Below are 12,808 nucleotides of genomic sequence, written 5' to 3'. Positions count from 1 at the left end.
AGGACCCCCTGCCCCCGCCACTCGCGGCGGGACCTTGCAGGGGGGCCGTCAGACGACGCGGGTCAGCGCGGGCCAGAGCTCGTCGGCGCCGCCGGTGAGCAGGCCCGCGCCGAGCACGCGCGACCAGTGCAGCTCGCTGCCGGCCTCGTCGCGCCAGGACCACAGCCGCCGCGTGAGGTGGTGCAGCTTGTGCTCCTGGGTGAACCCGATCGCGCCGTGCACCTGGTGGGCCAGCCGGGCCACCACCTCGACGGCGGCACCGGCCCGCACCTTCGCCGCCGCCGCGGCGAGGACGGCGCCGTCGCCCCGGTCGAGCGCCTGGACGGCGGCGTCGGTCAGCGCGGCGACCGCGGTGACCTCGCCGGCCATCTCCGCCAGCTCCATCTGGATCGCCTGGAACTTCGCCAGCGGCCGGCCGAACTGCTGCCGCTCGCCGGCGTACTGCACGGTCCAGGCGAGCACCTGCTGCAGCGCCGCCGACAGCTGCACCGCCCGCGCCAGCGCGTACCGGGCGCGCACCAGCTCGGCCTGCGCCGCGGTCAGCACCGCGCCGGTCGCCGGCGTGCTCTGGAACACCAGCGAGCCCCGTGGCTCGCCGGCCAGGTTCGCCGCCGCCGTCGCCTCGAGGCCGGAGACGTCGACCAGCGCGAGCAGCGCCCCGTCCAGCCCGGCGGGCGGCTGCGTCAGGACGGCGAGCCGCTGCGCCACGCCGGCCCACGGGACGTCGGTCGCCGTCCCGGTGAGGAAGAACCGGCCCGGCCCGTCGCCGTCGTCGGACGCCTCGACGGTGACCGCGTCGGCGACGGCGATCGTCAGCGGCTGGTCGAAGGCGGTGTGCTCCACGCCCGCGGCGGCCAGCGCCGGTCCGGCGGCCAGCAGCTGCTCGGCCACGGGGACGGCGGCGGCGCCGGCGGCCAATGTGGCCACGATGGCCACCGCGTCGGCGAGCTCGCCGCCGGAGCCGCCGGCCTCCTCGGGGATGCCGACGCCGGTCAGCCCGGCCTCCGCGAGCGAGGCCCACAGAGCGGCGTCCCACGGCCGCTCGGCGGTGAGCACGAACGGCTCGTGCGCGCCGAGGATGTCCCGGACGGTCTCGACCACGAGGTCCTGGTCGGACGCCATCAGCGGAGCCCCAATCCACGAGCCACGATCCCCCGGAGGATCTCGTTCGTCCCGCCCCGCAGCGTGTAGCCCGGGGCGTGCAGCTGTGCCTCGGCCAGCGCCCGGGCCAGCGGGTCCGGCGAGTCCAGGGACGCCGGCACGTCCACCACCCGGCGGACCTCGTCGATCACGTCCGCCTCGAACGTCGTCCCGACGTCCTTGACCAGCGCCGCCGCGATGTTGGGCAGCTCGCCGCGGTCCAGCGCCGCGGCGATCCGCAGCGACATCTGCCGCAGGGCCAGCAGCCGCGCCGACAACCGGCCGAGGACCGCCACCCCGGCCGGATCACCCGAGTCGGCCACCCGGCGGGCGAACTCGGCGATCAGCGGATAGGTGGACAGGAACCGCTCCGGGCCGCTGCGCTCGAAGGCCAGCTCCGCGGTCACCTGGTGCCAGCCGTTGCCCTCCTCGCCGAGCAGCATGTCGGCGGGGACGACGGCGTCCTCGAAGACGACCTCGTTGAAGTGGTGGCCGCCGTCGAGGATCCGGATCGGGTTCACCGTGATCCCGGGGGTCGACAGGTCCACCAGCAGCTGGGAGAGGCCCGCGTGCCGGTTGGCCGGGTCCGCCGGCGAGGTCCGCACCAGCGTGATCGCGTAGTGCGAGGCGTGCGCGTTCGACGTCCAGATCTTCGCGCCGTTGACCACCCAGTCGCCGTCGGCGTTGCGGGTCGCGCGGGTGCGGATCGAGGCCAGGTCGGAGCCGGAGTCCGGCTCGGACATGCCGATCACGAAGAAGCACTCCCCCGCCGCGATCCGCGGAAGGATCTCGGCCTTCTGCGCCTCCGTGCCGTAGCGCAGCAGGTTGGGCCCGGACTGCCGGTCGGCGATCCAGTGCGCCGCCACCGGGGCACCGGCGGCCAGCAGCTCCTCGGTGACCGCGTAGCGCTCCATGGCCGAGCGCTCGTGGCCGCCGTACCGCTTGGGCCACGTCATGCCCAGCCAGCCGCGGTCGCCGAGCTTCCTGGAGAAGGCGGGGTCGACCCCGGACAGCCAGGTGTCGACGTGCGTGGTGAACGAGCCGGCCGCCAGCTCATCGGCGAGGAACGCCCGGACCTCCTCGCGCACCTGCTCGGCCGCCTCCGACCGCGGCGCGGGCGCCAGCGTCAGCGAGTTGCTCCCCATGACCGCACCCTGCCAGAGCGGGGCGTCGGCGGCCCGGGCAGGTCAGCTCTGCGGCTCGTCCTCCTCCGCCGCCGACCCGCGGGTGAGCTGGCGCAGCTCGCTCACGACGTCGCTGGCCGCCGAGGTGAGCGAGAACAGGGCGCCGGAGACCAGCCGCCGCACGCCTGCGGCGTCGAGGCCGAGCACCGCGCCCAGCCCGGCCGCCACGTCGACGCCGGGCAGGCCTGCCCCGCCCGGCGACCGGGCCGGCTGGTCGGCGAGCTCCGGTGACCAGCGCATCGCGTCGCCGGAGACGGCGTAGTCACCGGTCGCGCCGTCGAGGGCCTGAGCTATCGCGTCGTCACGGATGTCCATGGCGCCCTCCCCGGAGCCGTGCTGCGCTCCACGATCCTCGTCCGGCGGCGCTCGCGCACCTACCTTCTGCGTTCGGCGCGCACGCCGGTCACGGTCCCGCCGCGGCGCACCCCAGCCGGGTCAGCGCGAGCAGGGCGATGTCGTCGGCGCGGTGCAGGCCGGTGAGGTCGCCCAGGAGCCGGTCGACCAGCTCGTCCGGGTCGGCGGTGCCGGCCCGCGCGGCCGCGGCGAGCAGCCGGTCGAGGCCGTCGTCCAGGTCGGCCGACCGGCTCTCCACCAGCCCGTCGGTGAACAGCAGCAGCGTCGCGCCCGGCGGCAGGACCCCCGCCCACTCCGCCGCCGGCGCGGGCGCCGGCGGCGCACCCAGCATCCGGCTGGGCGCGACCGGCAGCAGCTCCGCGGCTCCGCCGGCGATCAGCACCGGCGAGAGGTGCCCGGCCGAGGCGATCCGCAGCTGCCCCGTGGCCGGCTCGAGCGTGGCGAACAGCGCCGTGGCCATCCGCTGCAGCCCGAGCAGCGACCAGCTGGCCTGCAGCCGGTCGATCACCGCGCTGGGCGTGGGCTGGTCGACCAGCAGCGCCCGGTACACGCTGTGCAGCTGGCCCATCGTGGCCGCCGCGGTGATGTCGTGGCCGACCACGTCGCCGACGGCCAGGGCGACGGCGCCGTCCGGCAGGGGCACCACGTCGTAGAAGTCCCCGCCCACGTCGACCCCGCGCGTGGCCGGGAGGTACCGCACGGCCAGCGCCAGCCCCTCGACCGACGGCGGGGGTGGCGGCAGCAGGTTCGCCTGCAGCGTGTGCGAGGTCCGGACGTCGAGCTCGTAGCGCTGCGCCTTGTCCACCACCAGCGCCACCTGGAGGGCGAGCTGCTCGGCCACGTCGACGTCGGCCGCGGTGAACCGCGGCCGCGACCGGTCGCCGAGCAGGGTGATCACGCCGAGCGACCGCCCGTCCACGACGAGCGGCACGCTGATCAGGCTGCGCAGTTCCAGCTCCCGGCCGGCCTGCAGCTCCTCCTCGTCGCGGGCGACCCGCGCCAGCAGGTCGTCGCCGAACTCGGCCAGCCACTGGGTGCGGCCCAGCGCGTGCGCGCGGGAGCTCGGCGGCGAGCCGGTCCGCTGGGCCGTGTGGTGCAGCCGCAGCCGGTCGACCACGGGCTGGCGCGCGGGATCGCCGTGGCGGGCCACGACGCGGGAGAGCCCCTGGTCGCCGGCCAGGTCGATGAAGACGACGTCGGCCAGCCGGGGGACCGCGAGCTCCGAGAGCCCGGCCAGCATGTCGTGGACGTCGGCGGCGCCGGCCATCAGCCGGGCGGCGTCGAGCAGGAAGGCCGATCGCTCCGCCTGCCGGGCGGTCTCCTCGTGCAGCTGCGCCCGCTCGAGCGCCTGCCCGGCCTGGCGGCCGAGCGTCCAGAGCAGGTCGACCTCGGCGGGAGGCAGGGGCCGGTGCAGTCCGGCGACGGGCTCCTCCAGGCTGATCAGCCCGGTCCCGCCGCTGCCGAGGCCGAGGACCAGCACCCCGAGGCGCCGGCCGTCGGCGGCGACCGGGACGACGACGAGCTCGGTCAGCCGCGCGGCCGCCAGCGCCGCGGCCACCGCGGGCTGGACCTCTCGCATCCGGTCGTCCAGCGGGATGGACCGCACGCCCTGCGCGAGCTCGAGGGCGAGGCGCTCGCCGGCGGCGAGCTGCAGCTCGTGCAGCAGCTCCTCGGGCAGGCCCTCGGCGAGGATCAGCCGCAGCGCGGGCTCCTCGGCGCCCGGGCGGTCGTCGGGCGCGTCGATGAGCAGCAGCGCAGCAGCCGCCGCCTGCAGCGCCCGCCGGCTGTGCTGCACGATCACGGTGGCCACGTCGGCGACCGTGGTGGCCGCGGCCAGGTCCCAGACCACCTGCCGCAGTGTCCGCGACCGGGCCTCGGACTCCTCCGCGCTGCGCTGGGCGGCCAGCAGCTCACGCTCGTAGCGCCGCCGCGCGGTCGCCTCGAACAGGGTGGTGCGGACCAGCAGCGGCGCACCGGCGTCGTTGCGGACCTCGACCGCGTTGAGCAGGCAGGGCAGCACGGTGCCGTCCACCCGCAGGACGTCGAGCGCGATCTCGCGCACCGCTCCCTGCATGCGCAGCAGCGGGGCCAGGTGGGTCTCGTGGAACACCCGGCCGCCGACGGCGAGCAGGTCCTGGAAGCGGGTGCCCAGGACCTCCTCGGCCGGCCGCCCCGTCCACGCGCAGAAGGTGCGGTTCACCTTGACGATCGTGCCGTCGGGCAGCGTGGACAGGTAGCCGCAGGGCGCGTTCTCGTACAGGTCCGCGGGGTCGTCCTCCAGCAGCCGGGACAGGTCCCCCCGCGGATCGGGCGTGCCCACGTCGGCGTCCGTCCCGCTCACGTCGCGAGGAACGCACGGATCGCCGCCGTGGTCTCCTCCGGGGCCGAGAGGTGGGGGCAGTGGCCGGTGGCCGCCAGCCGGGTCAGCGTGCTGCCGGGGATCTGCTCGTGCACGTACCGGCCGACGACGTCGGGCGCGATGACGTCCTGGCTGCACTGCAGCACGAGCGTGGGGACGCAGACGTCGGGCAGGTCGGCCCGGTTGTCGGACAGGAAGGTCACCCGGGCGAACTGGCGGGCGATGCCCGGGTCGGTGCGGCAGAAGCTGTTGGTCAGCTCCTCGGTGAGCTCCGGCTTGTCGGGGTTGCCCATGATCACCGGCGCCATCTGCCGGGACCAGCCGAGGTGGTTGCTGTCCAGGGTATCGAGCAGCCCGGTGATGTCGGCGCGGCTGAAGCCGCCCACGTAGGGGTCGTCGTCCACGTAGCGGGGGTTCGGGCCGACCATCACCAGCGCGCCGAACAGCTCGGGCGCCTCCCGCAGCGCCAGGACGCCGATCATCGCGCTCACCGAGTGCCCGACGAACACGACGTCGGAGAGCTCGAGCTCGCGGCAGATCTCGACGACGTCGGTGGCGTAGCCGCGCAGCGAGCCGTACTTGTCCGGGTCGTAGGCCGACAGGTCGGAGTTCCCCGCGCCGACGTGGTCGAAGAGGACGACGCGGTGGTCGACCGCGAAGTCGGGGGCGATGAACCGCCACATGGCCTGGTCGCACCCGAAGCCGTGGGCGAACACGATCGGCCGCGCACCCGGAGGACCGCACACGCGAACGCGGTTGCGCGTGGCGACGGTCATCGGCTCATCGTTGTTCGCGACGGCGCACCGGACAAGCCCGGGACGACGGCACTCCGCGTCCGACCGACCCAGGAGTCATCCGCTCGGCGGACCGGCGCCGCACGGGAGTCGGGTGTCCGGCGAGATTTTCTCGGTCCCGGGACGTATCAGGACGGAATTCCCTGTCATCCGGGACATCGGGCTCCCTAGTGTGCCCAGCGTCGTCGAGTACGAGACGTCAGCAACCGCGATGTGAACAGAGGTGCTCCCATGACCGCCACCGCGGTCCTCCCCCGCTCCGGCGCCGGCCGTCCGGCGGCCGCCGTCCGCCCCGCGCCCACGCGCGCCGTGGCCTACCAGCGCATCCTGCACACGCTGGTGCGCCGCGAACTGCGCCTGCTGGCGGAGCTCTCGACCTGGGCGCCGGCCGCCGAGCCCGCCCGCACCGCCGCCCTCACCCGGCACGCCGAGCTGATCGGGCGCGTGCTGCTCCAGCACCACCGCGTCGAGCGGGACCTGCTCTGGCCGGCCCTGCAGCGCGCGCTGCCCGGCGACGAGGAGCTGGCCACCCGCCTGGCCGACTGGACCGCCAGCTGCGCCCGGATCGACCACAAGCTGCGCGACCTCGCCACCGCCGCCCGGCAGTGGGCCGTCGCCGAGACCTGCGCCGCCCGGGACAGCTTCGCGATGGCCTGCCTCGACCTCGCCGACGCCGTCGACGCGCAGACCGCCCGCGAGGAGGAGCAGCTGCACCCACTGCTGGCCGCCCACCTGGAGACCTGCACATGGACGGCGATCGCCCGCTCGGTGCGCTCCGACCTCTCCCCCCGCGAGCAGACGCTGGTGCTCGGACTCGCGCTGGAGGACGCCTGCGCGGGCGACCGCGCGCGGCTGCTCTCCGGGCTGCCGGCGCTCCGCCGGTGGGCGTGGCGGGCGGTCGGCTCCGGCCGCTACCGCGCGGCCGTGGTGCGCCTGCGGGGGGCGCCGCCCGCCCTCTGACCCGCGGAACCGACGCGGCCGGCAGCGAGTGCCCCTCGCTGCCGGCCGTGTCGTGTCAGAAGCGGGACGTGCCGCACTCGGTGCAGCGCTTGCGCGGCGCGCGCGTCTCCTCGTGGCAGTTCGGGCAGGTCCAGGTGACCGGCCGCACGGTCGTGGTGGTGCTCATGGCGCTCGTTCCCCTCGAAGTGACGACTCACCACCACGCTGCTCGGTGATGATCGCCACCCACGCTAGGAAGGCCGTGTGACGCGACGGTGACCTCGAGGTTGCGGTTCCGTGCGGTCCCGTGCCGTTTTCCTCACAGGTAGGCGACGCCCCCGTCGAGGTCGATCCGGTTGCGGGGCGGGGCGCCGTCCTCGGTGTCGTCGCACCGCAACTCGCGGGCGCGCTGCTGCTCGAGGTCCACCGCCCGGCCGGGCGCCAGGGCCGCGGAGAAGACGTCCAGCCCGCCCGCGGACAGCGCGTGCCGCCGGCGGCGGGACACCGGCCCGCGGCGGCCGAACCGGGCGGCGAGCTGCTCGGCCACCGCCACGCCGACGAGCAGCAGCACCAGACCCGGCAGGGTCAGCGCGACGAGCAGCCCGGGGCCCATGGGCGGAACCGTAGCGCGACATGCCGCGCGGAACGGGTGACAGCGCCGGGAACATCTGGGCACAATGGCGAATTGCTGCAACAGCAGGAAATGTGCCATTTGCGGAATTGCACGGATTTTAACGGAGAGAGCAGGAATTGTCGAGTCCTCGACGGGATGACGTCGCCGACCCGGAGCTGGCCGCGGAGCAGACCGCGGTGACCGTGCGCTACCGGCGGCTGGACCAGGTGCGGGCCCGGGCGGTGCACCGGCTGCGGGAGGCGCTGGCGACCCGGCCGACGACGCCGCAGTCGGTCGGCGAGCGGGAGGCGGCGGCCAATTTCCAGACCGCCCGGCTGACCGCCCTGGACGCCGCCGAGAGCGGGCTGGTCTTCGGCCGGCTGGACCTGCGCGACGACGCCGGCCTCCGCTACGTCGGCCGGATCGGCCTGTCCGCCGAGGACGGCGACGAGGAGCCGCTGCTGGTCGACTGGCGCGCCCCCGCCGCCCAGCCCTTCTACACCGCGACCGCGCTCAACGACCTGGGCATCGCCCGGCGCCGGCACATCCGGACCCGGCTGCGCGAGGTGGTGGCGCTGTCCGACGAGGTGCTCGACCCCGACGACCCCGCGGCCGCGACCTCCTCCGGCCTGACCGGCGAGTCGGCGCTGCTGGCGGCCCTGAACGCCAGCCGCACCGGGCGGATGACCGACATCGTGCGGACCATCCAGGCCGAGCAGGACCGCATCATCCGCGCCGACGCCAAGGGCGTGCTCGTCGTCCAGGGCGGTCCGGGCACGGGCAAGACGGCGGTGGCGCTGCACCGCGCGGCCTACCTGCTCTACACCCACCGCGAGCGGCTGGCCCGCAGCGGCCTGCTCGTCGTCGGCCCGTCGACGACCTTCCTGCGCTACATCGCCGACGTCCTGCCCTCGCTCGGCGAGACCGGCGTGCTGCTGTCCGACCTCGCGTCGCTCCGCCCCGGTCTGACCGCCACCGGCACGGAGCCGCCGGAGGTCGCGGAGGTGAAGGGCCGCCTGGCGATGGTCGACGTCCTCAAGGCCGCCGTCCGCGACCGGGAGACGCTGCCCGACGGCGTCGAGACCGTGGTCGTCGACCGGACCAAGGTCGAGTTCCGCCCGGCCGACGCCAAGCAGGCCCGCACCCGCGGCCGGGCCGGCCGGCGGCTGCACAACGAGGGCCGCCGCGTGTTCGCCCGCGAGGTGGTGGACACGATTGCCCGCCGCTACGCCGAGCAGCTGGGGTCCGACCCGCTGGGCGGGGGGAACCTGTTCAGCCGGCGTGACCTCGAGGAGATCCGCGAGGAGATCGCGACCGAGCCGTCGGTGCGCGACCTGGTCGACCGGCTGTGGCCGCGGCTGACCGCCGAGCAGCTGCTCCGCGAGCTCTACGCCTCGCCGCGGCGGATCAGGGCGGCCACCCGCGGCTGGTCCGACGCCGACCGGGCGCTGCTGCACCGCCCCGCGGACGCCGCGTGGACGCCGGCCGACGTCCCGCTGCTCGAGGAGGCCGAGGAGCTGCTCGGCGTCGACCCGGCCGCGGCCGCCGCGGCCGACCGCCGGCGCTCGGTGCTGGTCCGGCAGGCCCAGGAGACCCTCGACATCCTCGCCGGCTCGCAGTCGACCGACGTCGACGAGGGTGAGGAGGCCGAGTTCCTGTCGGCCGCCGACGTGCTCGACGCCGAGCTGCTCGCCGAGCGGCAGGAGGAGGTGGACACCCGGACGGCGGCGCAGCGGGCGGCCGCGGACCGGACCTGGACCTTCGGGCACGTCGTCGTCGACGAGGCGCAGGAGCTCTCCGCCATGGCCTGGCGGACCGTGCTGCGGCGCGTGCCCACCCGGTCGATGACCGTGGTCGGCGACGTGGCGCAGACCGGCTCCGCGGCCGGGGCCACGTCGTGGGCGCAGACGCTGGGCCCGCACCTGGGCGACGGCTGGCGGCTCGAGGAGCTGACGATCAACTACCGGACGCCGGCCGAGATCATGGCCGTCGCCGCCGACGTCCTGGCCGCGACCGGCAGCGGTCTCACGGCCCCCCGGTCGGTCCGCTCCACCGGGGAGCAGCCGACGGCCGAGCGGGTGGAGGAGGCCGAGCTGCCGGAGCGGGTCGCCGAGACCGCGGCCCGGCTGGCCGAGGGCGAGGGCACGCTGGCCGTCCTCGTGCCGCCGAGCCGGCTGGCGGAGGTGGCCGGGGCGGTCGCGGCGCGCGTGCCCGGCACCTCGGCGGACACCCTCGCCGACCTCACGGCCGGCACCGTCGTCCTCCCGCCGGAGGGCGCCAAGGGCCTGGAGTTCGACGCGGTGCTGGTGGTCGACCCGGTCGGGATCGTGGCCGAGGGCGTGCGGGGCTGGAGCGACCTGTACGTGGCGCTGACCCGCGCCACGCGGACCCTCGCCGTCGTCCACCCCGGGGAGCTCCCGCCCGAGCTCTCCCGCCTGCACGACTGAACGGCCATTGTGGCCACTTCGGCCCCCTTGGCGGGGCCGAAGTGGCCACAATGGCCGAGGTCGGGTCGGTCAGGCGCGGTCCCAGGCCCTGTCGCCCATCCGCAGCACGATCACGCCGCACCAGGCCAGGGCGATCGCGGGCAGCGCCATGCTGAGCGTGGGCAGCCAGGCGTCGTTGGCGAAGAAGAAGAACACCACCCAGCCGACGACGCTGAGGACCACCGGCGGGAACGGGATGGCCTTGGCCCGCCAGGCGGCGAACACCGCCAGGTTGGTGCCGACGAGCAGGCCGAGGATCGCCGGCAGGTTCAGCAGCGCGCCCTGCCCGTAGCCCGCGGCGGTCTCCCAGATCTGCACCGCCTGGTCGGCGGGCAGCGAGTTGGCCAGGGCGACGTCGTAGAAGTCGACGACGACGATGCCGGACAGGCCCGCGCCGAGGCCGGCGAGCACCATCGCGGCGATCGCGGTCCTCCTCGCCCGGCGCCGCGCCAGGTGGACCAGGGTCAGCGCGGCCGGCAGGAGCAGCAGGTAGCCGTAGTGCAGGACGACGGCCGCCCACAGGATCAGCTCCTTGTGGTCGACACCGGTCTGCAGGTACTCGGCGGTCGTGTCGTTCTCGTACGGGATCATCGCCAGGCTGGCCCAGACGAGGGTGCCGGAGGCGAGCAGCGTGAGCCCACCGCCGATCCGGCGGAAGCGGCTGCCGGGCGTGACCTCGGGGCTCGGCGCGGCCGCGACGGCGGTCGGCTCGGTGGACGCGGTCATCGTGTGTGTCCTTCCAGGGTTGTCGTGTCGGGAGCACCCGGAACCTCTCCCGCCCGGCGTCCCCGGTCCCAGGGCTCGGCGTCCCGACGTCCCGGGCGGCGGTGTCCCCGCCGCAGGAGGACCCTCAGGGCGTGGCCGCCACGGAGCTCGCCGTCCCGGCGTGCATCGAACTGGGGGACGACGCCGCGCCGCCGCAGCACGGGCTGGCCCGGTGGCTGCTCGAGCACCGCGTGCTGCCCGAGGGCCCGGCCGGCGCGGAGGAGCACACGGCGGGCCACGCCTGGTGGAAGGTCATGTGCCTCACCGGCGTGGACTACTTCTCCACGCTGTCCTACCTGCCGGCCATCGCCGCGCTGGCCGCCGGCGCGCTCTCCCCGCTGGCCACGCTGCTGATCGTCGGGCTGACCCTGCTCGGCATGCTGCCGATGTACCGCCGGGTGGCGAAGGAGAGTCCCTACGGCCAGGGCTCGGTGGCGATGCTGGAGGACCTGCTGCCGTTCTGGCGCGGCAAGATCTTCGTGCTCGTCCTGCTCGGGTTCGTGGCGACGTCCTGGATCATCACGATCACGCTGTCGGCCGCCGACGCCAGCGTGCACATGATCGAGAACCCGTTCTTCCCGTCGTTCCTCGACGGGCACGCGGTCGTGGTCACCGTCGTCCTGCTGCTGATCCTCGGCGGGGTCTTCCTGCTCGGGTTCACCGAGGCGGTGTCGGTGGCGATCCCGCTGGTCGCCGTCTTCCTGCTGCTCAACGCCGTCGTCGTGGCGGAGGGCCTGATCGAGGTCCTCGAGACGCCCGCCGCGCTTACCGCCTGGCTGGACCGGCTGACCGAGGGCAGCGGCGGGTTCGGCGGGGTGCTGCTGCCCGCGCTGGCCGCGTTCCCGCTGCTGGTGCTCGGGCTGTCCGGGTTCGAGACCGGGGTCAGCATGATGCCGCTGGTCGCGGCCGAGGGCGAGACCGACGAGCAGCGCCTCACCGCACGGATCCGCAACACCCGCAAGCTGCTGACCACCGCCGCGCTGATCATGAGCGTCTACCTGGTCGCGACCAGCCTGATCACCACGGTGCTGATCCCGCCGGAGGAGTTCCAGGCCGGTGGCGCGGCCAACGGCCGCGCGCTGGCGTTCCTCGCCCACGAGCACATCGGCGGGGTCTTCGGCACCGTCTACGACGTCAGCAGCGTGCTGATCCTGTGGTTCGCCGGCGCCTCGGCGATGGCCGGCCTCATCAACATCGTGCCGCGCTACCTGCCCGGGTACGGCATGGCGCCGGAGTGGGGCCGCGCGATCCGCCCGGTGGTGCTCGTCTACACCGGCATCAGCATCGTGATCACCGTGGCCTTCGGCGCCGACGTCAACGCGCAGGCCGGCGCCTACGCCACCGGGATCCTCGCGATGATGGTCTCCGGGGCGCTGGCGGTCACGATCAGCGCGGCCCGCGCCCGCAGGCGGCGGTCCGCGACCGGGTTCGGCGTCCTCACCGCTGTGCTGCTCTACGCGCTGGTCGCGAACGTGGTCGAGAAGCCCGACGGCCTCGCGATCTCGGCGATGTTCATCGCCGGCATCATCGTGATCTCGCTGGTCTCGCGGATCACCCGGACCACCGAACTGCGCGCCGACCGGATCGAGTTCGACGAGCCGGCCCGCCGCTTCCTCACCGACTCGCTGCGCCGCGACGGCCGGCTGCACGTCGTGGCCAACAAGCGCCAGGCCGGGGACAAGGCCGAGTACGACGCCAAGGAGGAGGAGCAGCGCGGGATGAACCCGGTGCCCGGCGCCACCGACGTCCTCTTCCTGGAGGTCGACGTCGTCGACCCCTCCACGTTCAGCGACGTGCTGCGCGTGCGCGGCGTCGAGGTCGAGGGGCACCGGGTGCTGCGGACCGAGAGCCCCGCCGTGCCGAACGCGATCGCGGCGATCCTGCTGGCCCTGCGCGACACCACCGGCGTGCGGCCGCACGCGCACTTCGAGTGGTCGGAGGGCAACCCGCTCGGCCACCTGTTCCGGTACCTGCTGCTCGGCCGCGGGGACACGCCGCCGGTGGTCCGCGAGATTCTCCGCGAGGCCGAGCCCGATCCCGCGAAGCGGCCCGGCATCCACGTCGGCGGGTGACCGGCCAGGGGCTCTCGGTACCGAGAGCCCGGAAACGGCACGGCGCTCAGGCAGGATGTCGGCCGTGCCGGCCCTGCCTCCTCCTCGATCCCGGGTGCCCCG

General features: G+C 74.9%; 10 protein-coding genes. 3 read left to right on the top strand and 7 right to left on the bottom strand.

Going from position 1 to position 12,808, the window contains the following annotated elements; genetic code table 11:
• Positions 1-48 precede the first annotated feature (48 nt).
• The 5 genes from ACWIYF_RS08165 to ACWIYF_RS08145 all read right to left on the bottom strand — a co-directional run bounded on the left by ACWIYF_RS08165 (position 49) and on the right by ACWIYF_RS08145 (position 5,813).
• Positions 49-1,122, bottom strand: coding sequence for an acyl-CoA dehydrogenase family protein (locus tag ACWIYF_RS08165; protein ID WP_448627619.1), 1,074 nt, complete (start codon positions 1,120-1,122; stop codon positions 49-51).
• Positions 1,122-2,285, bottom strand: coding sequence for an acyl-CoA dehydrogenase family protein (locus ACWIYF_RS08160; protein ID WP_448627618.1), 1,164 nt, complete (start codon positions 2,283-2,285; stop codon positions 1,122-1,124). Before ACWIYF_RS08160 ends, ACWIYF_RS08165 begins: the two co-directional genes overlap by 1 nt.
• Before the next feature lie 42 nt (positions 2,286-2,327).
• Positions 2,328-2,639 carry a hypothetical protein gene (locus ACWIYF_RS08155; protein WP_448627617.1) on the bottom strand — a complete coding sequence of 104 codons (312 nt, stop codon included), beginning with the start codon at positions 2,637-2,639 and terminating at the stop codon, positions 2,328-2,330.
• An 88-nt stretch (positions 2,640-2,727) separates the two neighbouring features.
• Complete coding sequence (locus tag ACWIYF_RS08150) at positions 2,728-5,019, bottom strand: SpoIIE family protein phosphatase (RefSeq protein WP_448627616.1); 2,292 nt, start codon at positions 5,017-5,019, stop codon at positions 2,728-2,730.
• Complete coding sequence (locus ACWIYF_RS08145; protein ID WP_448627615.1) at positions 5,016-5,813, bottom strand: alpha/beta fold hydrolase; 798 nt, start codon at positions 5,811-5,813, stop codon at positions 5,016-5,018. The genes ACWIYF_RS08150 and ACWIYF_RS08145 overlap by 4 nt, the downstream gene beginning before the upstream one ends.
• Before the next feature lie 249 nt (positions 5,814-6,062).
• Between ACWIYF_RS08145 and ACWIYF_RS08140 the strand changes: the two genes are divergently transcribed.
• On the top strand, positions 6,063-6,791 hold the full coding sequence (locus ACWIYF_RS08140; protein WP_448627614.1) for a hemerythrin domain-containing protein: 729 nt from the start codon (positions 6,063-6,065) through the stop codon (positions 6,789-6,791).
• A 298-nt stretch (positions 6,792-7,089) separates the two neighbouring features.
• Here ACWIYF_RS08140 and ACWIYF_RS08135 read toward each other — a convergent pair whose 3' ends face one another.
• Positions 7,090-7,383 (bottom strand): DUF6191 domain-containing protein, encoded by a 294-nt coding sequence (locus ACWIYF_RS08135; protein WP_448627613.1) that lies wholly within the window; start codon positions 7,381-7,383, stop codon positions 7,090-7,092.
• Positions 7,384-7,520: 137 nt separating this feature from the next.
• On the opposite strand from ACWIYF_RS08135, the gene ACWIYF_RS08130 reads away from it, so the two are divergent.
• Positions 7,521-9,830: a HelD family protein gene (locus tag ACWIYF_RS08130; protein WP_448627612.1), complete on the top strand. Its 2,310-nt coding sequence runs from the start codon at positions 7,521-7,523 to the stop codon at positions 9,828-9,830.
• A 69-nt stretch (positions 9,831-9,899) separates the two neighbouring features.
• Here ACWIYF_RS08130 and ACWIYF_RS08125 read toward each other — a convergent pair whose 3' ends face one another.
• Positions 9,900-10,595 (bottom strand): hypothetical protein, encoded by a 696-nt coding sequence (locus tag ACWIYF_RS08125; protein ID WP_448627611.1) that lies wholly within the window; start codon positions 10,593-10,595, stop codon positions 9,900-9,902.
• A gap of 131 nt (positions 10,596-10,726) precedes the next feature.
• Here ACWIYF_RS08125 and ACWIYF_RS08120 point away from each other — a divergent pair, with 131 nt between their 5' ends.
• Complete coding sequence (locus ACWIYF_RS08120) at positions 10,727-12,706, top strand: hypothetical protein (protein WP_448627610.1); 1,980 nt, start codon at positions 10,727-10,729, stop codon at positions 12,704-12,706.
• The last annotated feature ends 102 nt before the right edge of the window (positions 12,707-12,808 follow it).

Source organism: Geodermatophilus sp. URMC 64 (assembly GCF_053502555.1).
The sequence above is the reverse complement of the archived record's forward strand: the minus strand, read 5'-3'. Positions and strand labels throughout refer to the sequence as shown.

What these genes read in the sequence shown, in the direction of transcription:
- ACWIYF_RS08160 (WP_448627618.1), bottom strand. Translation starts at nt 2,285, where the DNA reads ATGGGGAGCAACTCGCTGACGCTGGCGCCCGCGCCGCGGTCGGAGGCG.
- ACWIYF_RS08135 (WP_448627613.1), bottom strand. Translation starts at nt 7,383, where the DNA reads ATGGGCCCCGGGCTGCTCGTCGCGCTGACCCTGCCGGGTCTGGTGCTG.
- ACWIYF_RS08165 (WP_448627619.1), bottom strand. Translation starts at nt 1,122, where the DNA reads ATGGCGTCCGACCAGGACCTCGTGGTCGAGACCGTCCGGGACATCCTC.
- ACWIYF_RS08155 (WP_448627617.1), bottom strand. Translation starts at nt 2,639, where the DNA reads ATGGACATCCGTGACGACGCGATAGCTCAGGCCCTCGACGGCGCGACC.
- ACWIYF_RS08140 (WP_448627614.1), top strand. Translation starts at nt 6,063, where the DNA reads ATGACCGCCACCGCGGTCCTCCCCCGCTCCGGCGCCGGCCGTCCGGCG.
- ACWIYF_RS08145 (WP_448627615.1), bottom strand. Translation starts at nt 5,813, where the DNA reads ATGACCGTCGCCACGCGCAACCGCGTTCGCGTGTGCGGTCCTCCGGGT.
- ACWIYF_RS08125 (WP_448627611.1), bottom strand. Translation starts at nt 10,595, where the DNA reads ATGACCGCGTCCACCGAGCCGACCGCCGTCGCGGCCGCGCCGAGCCCC.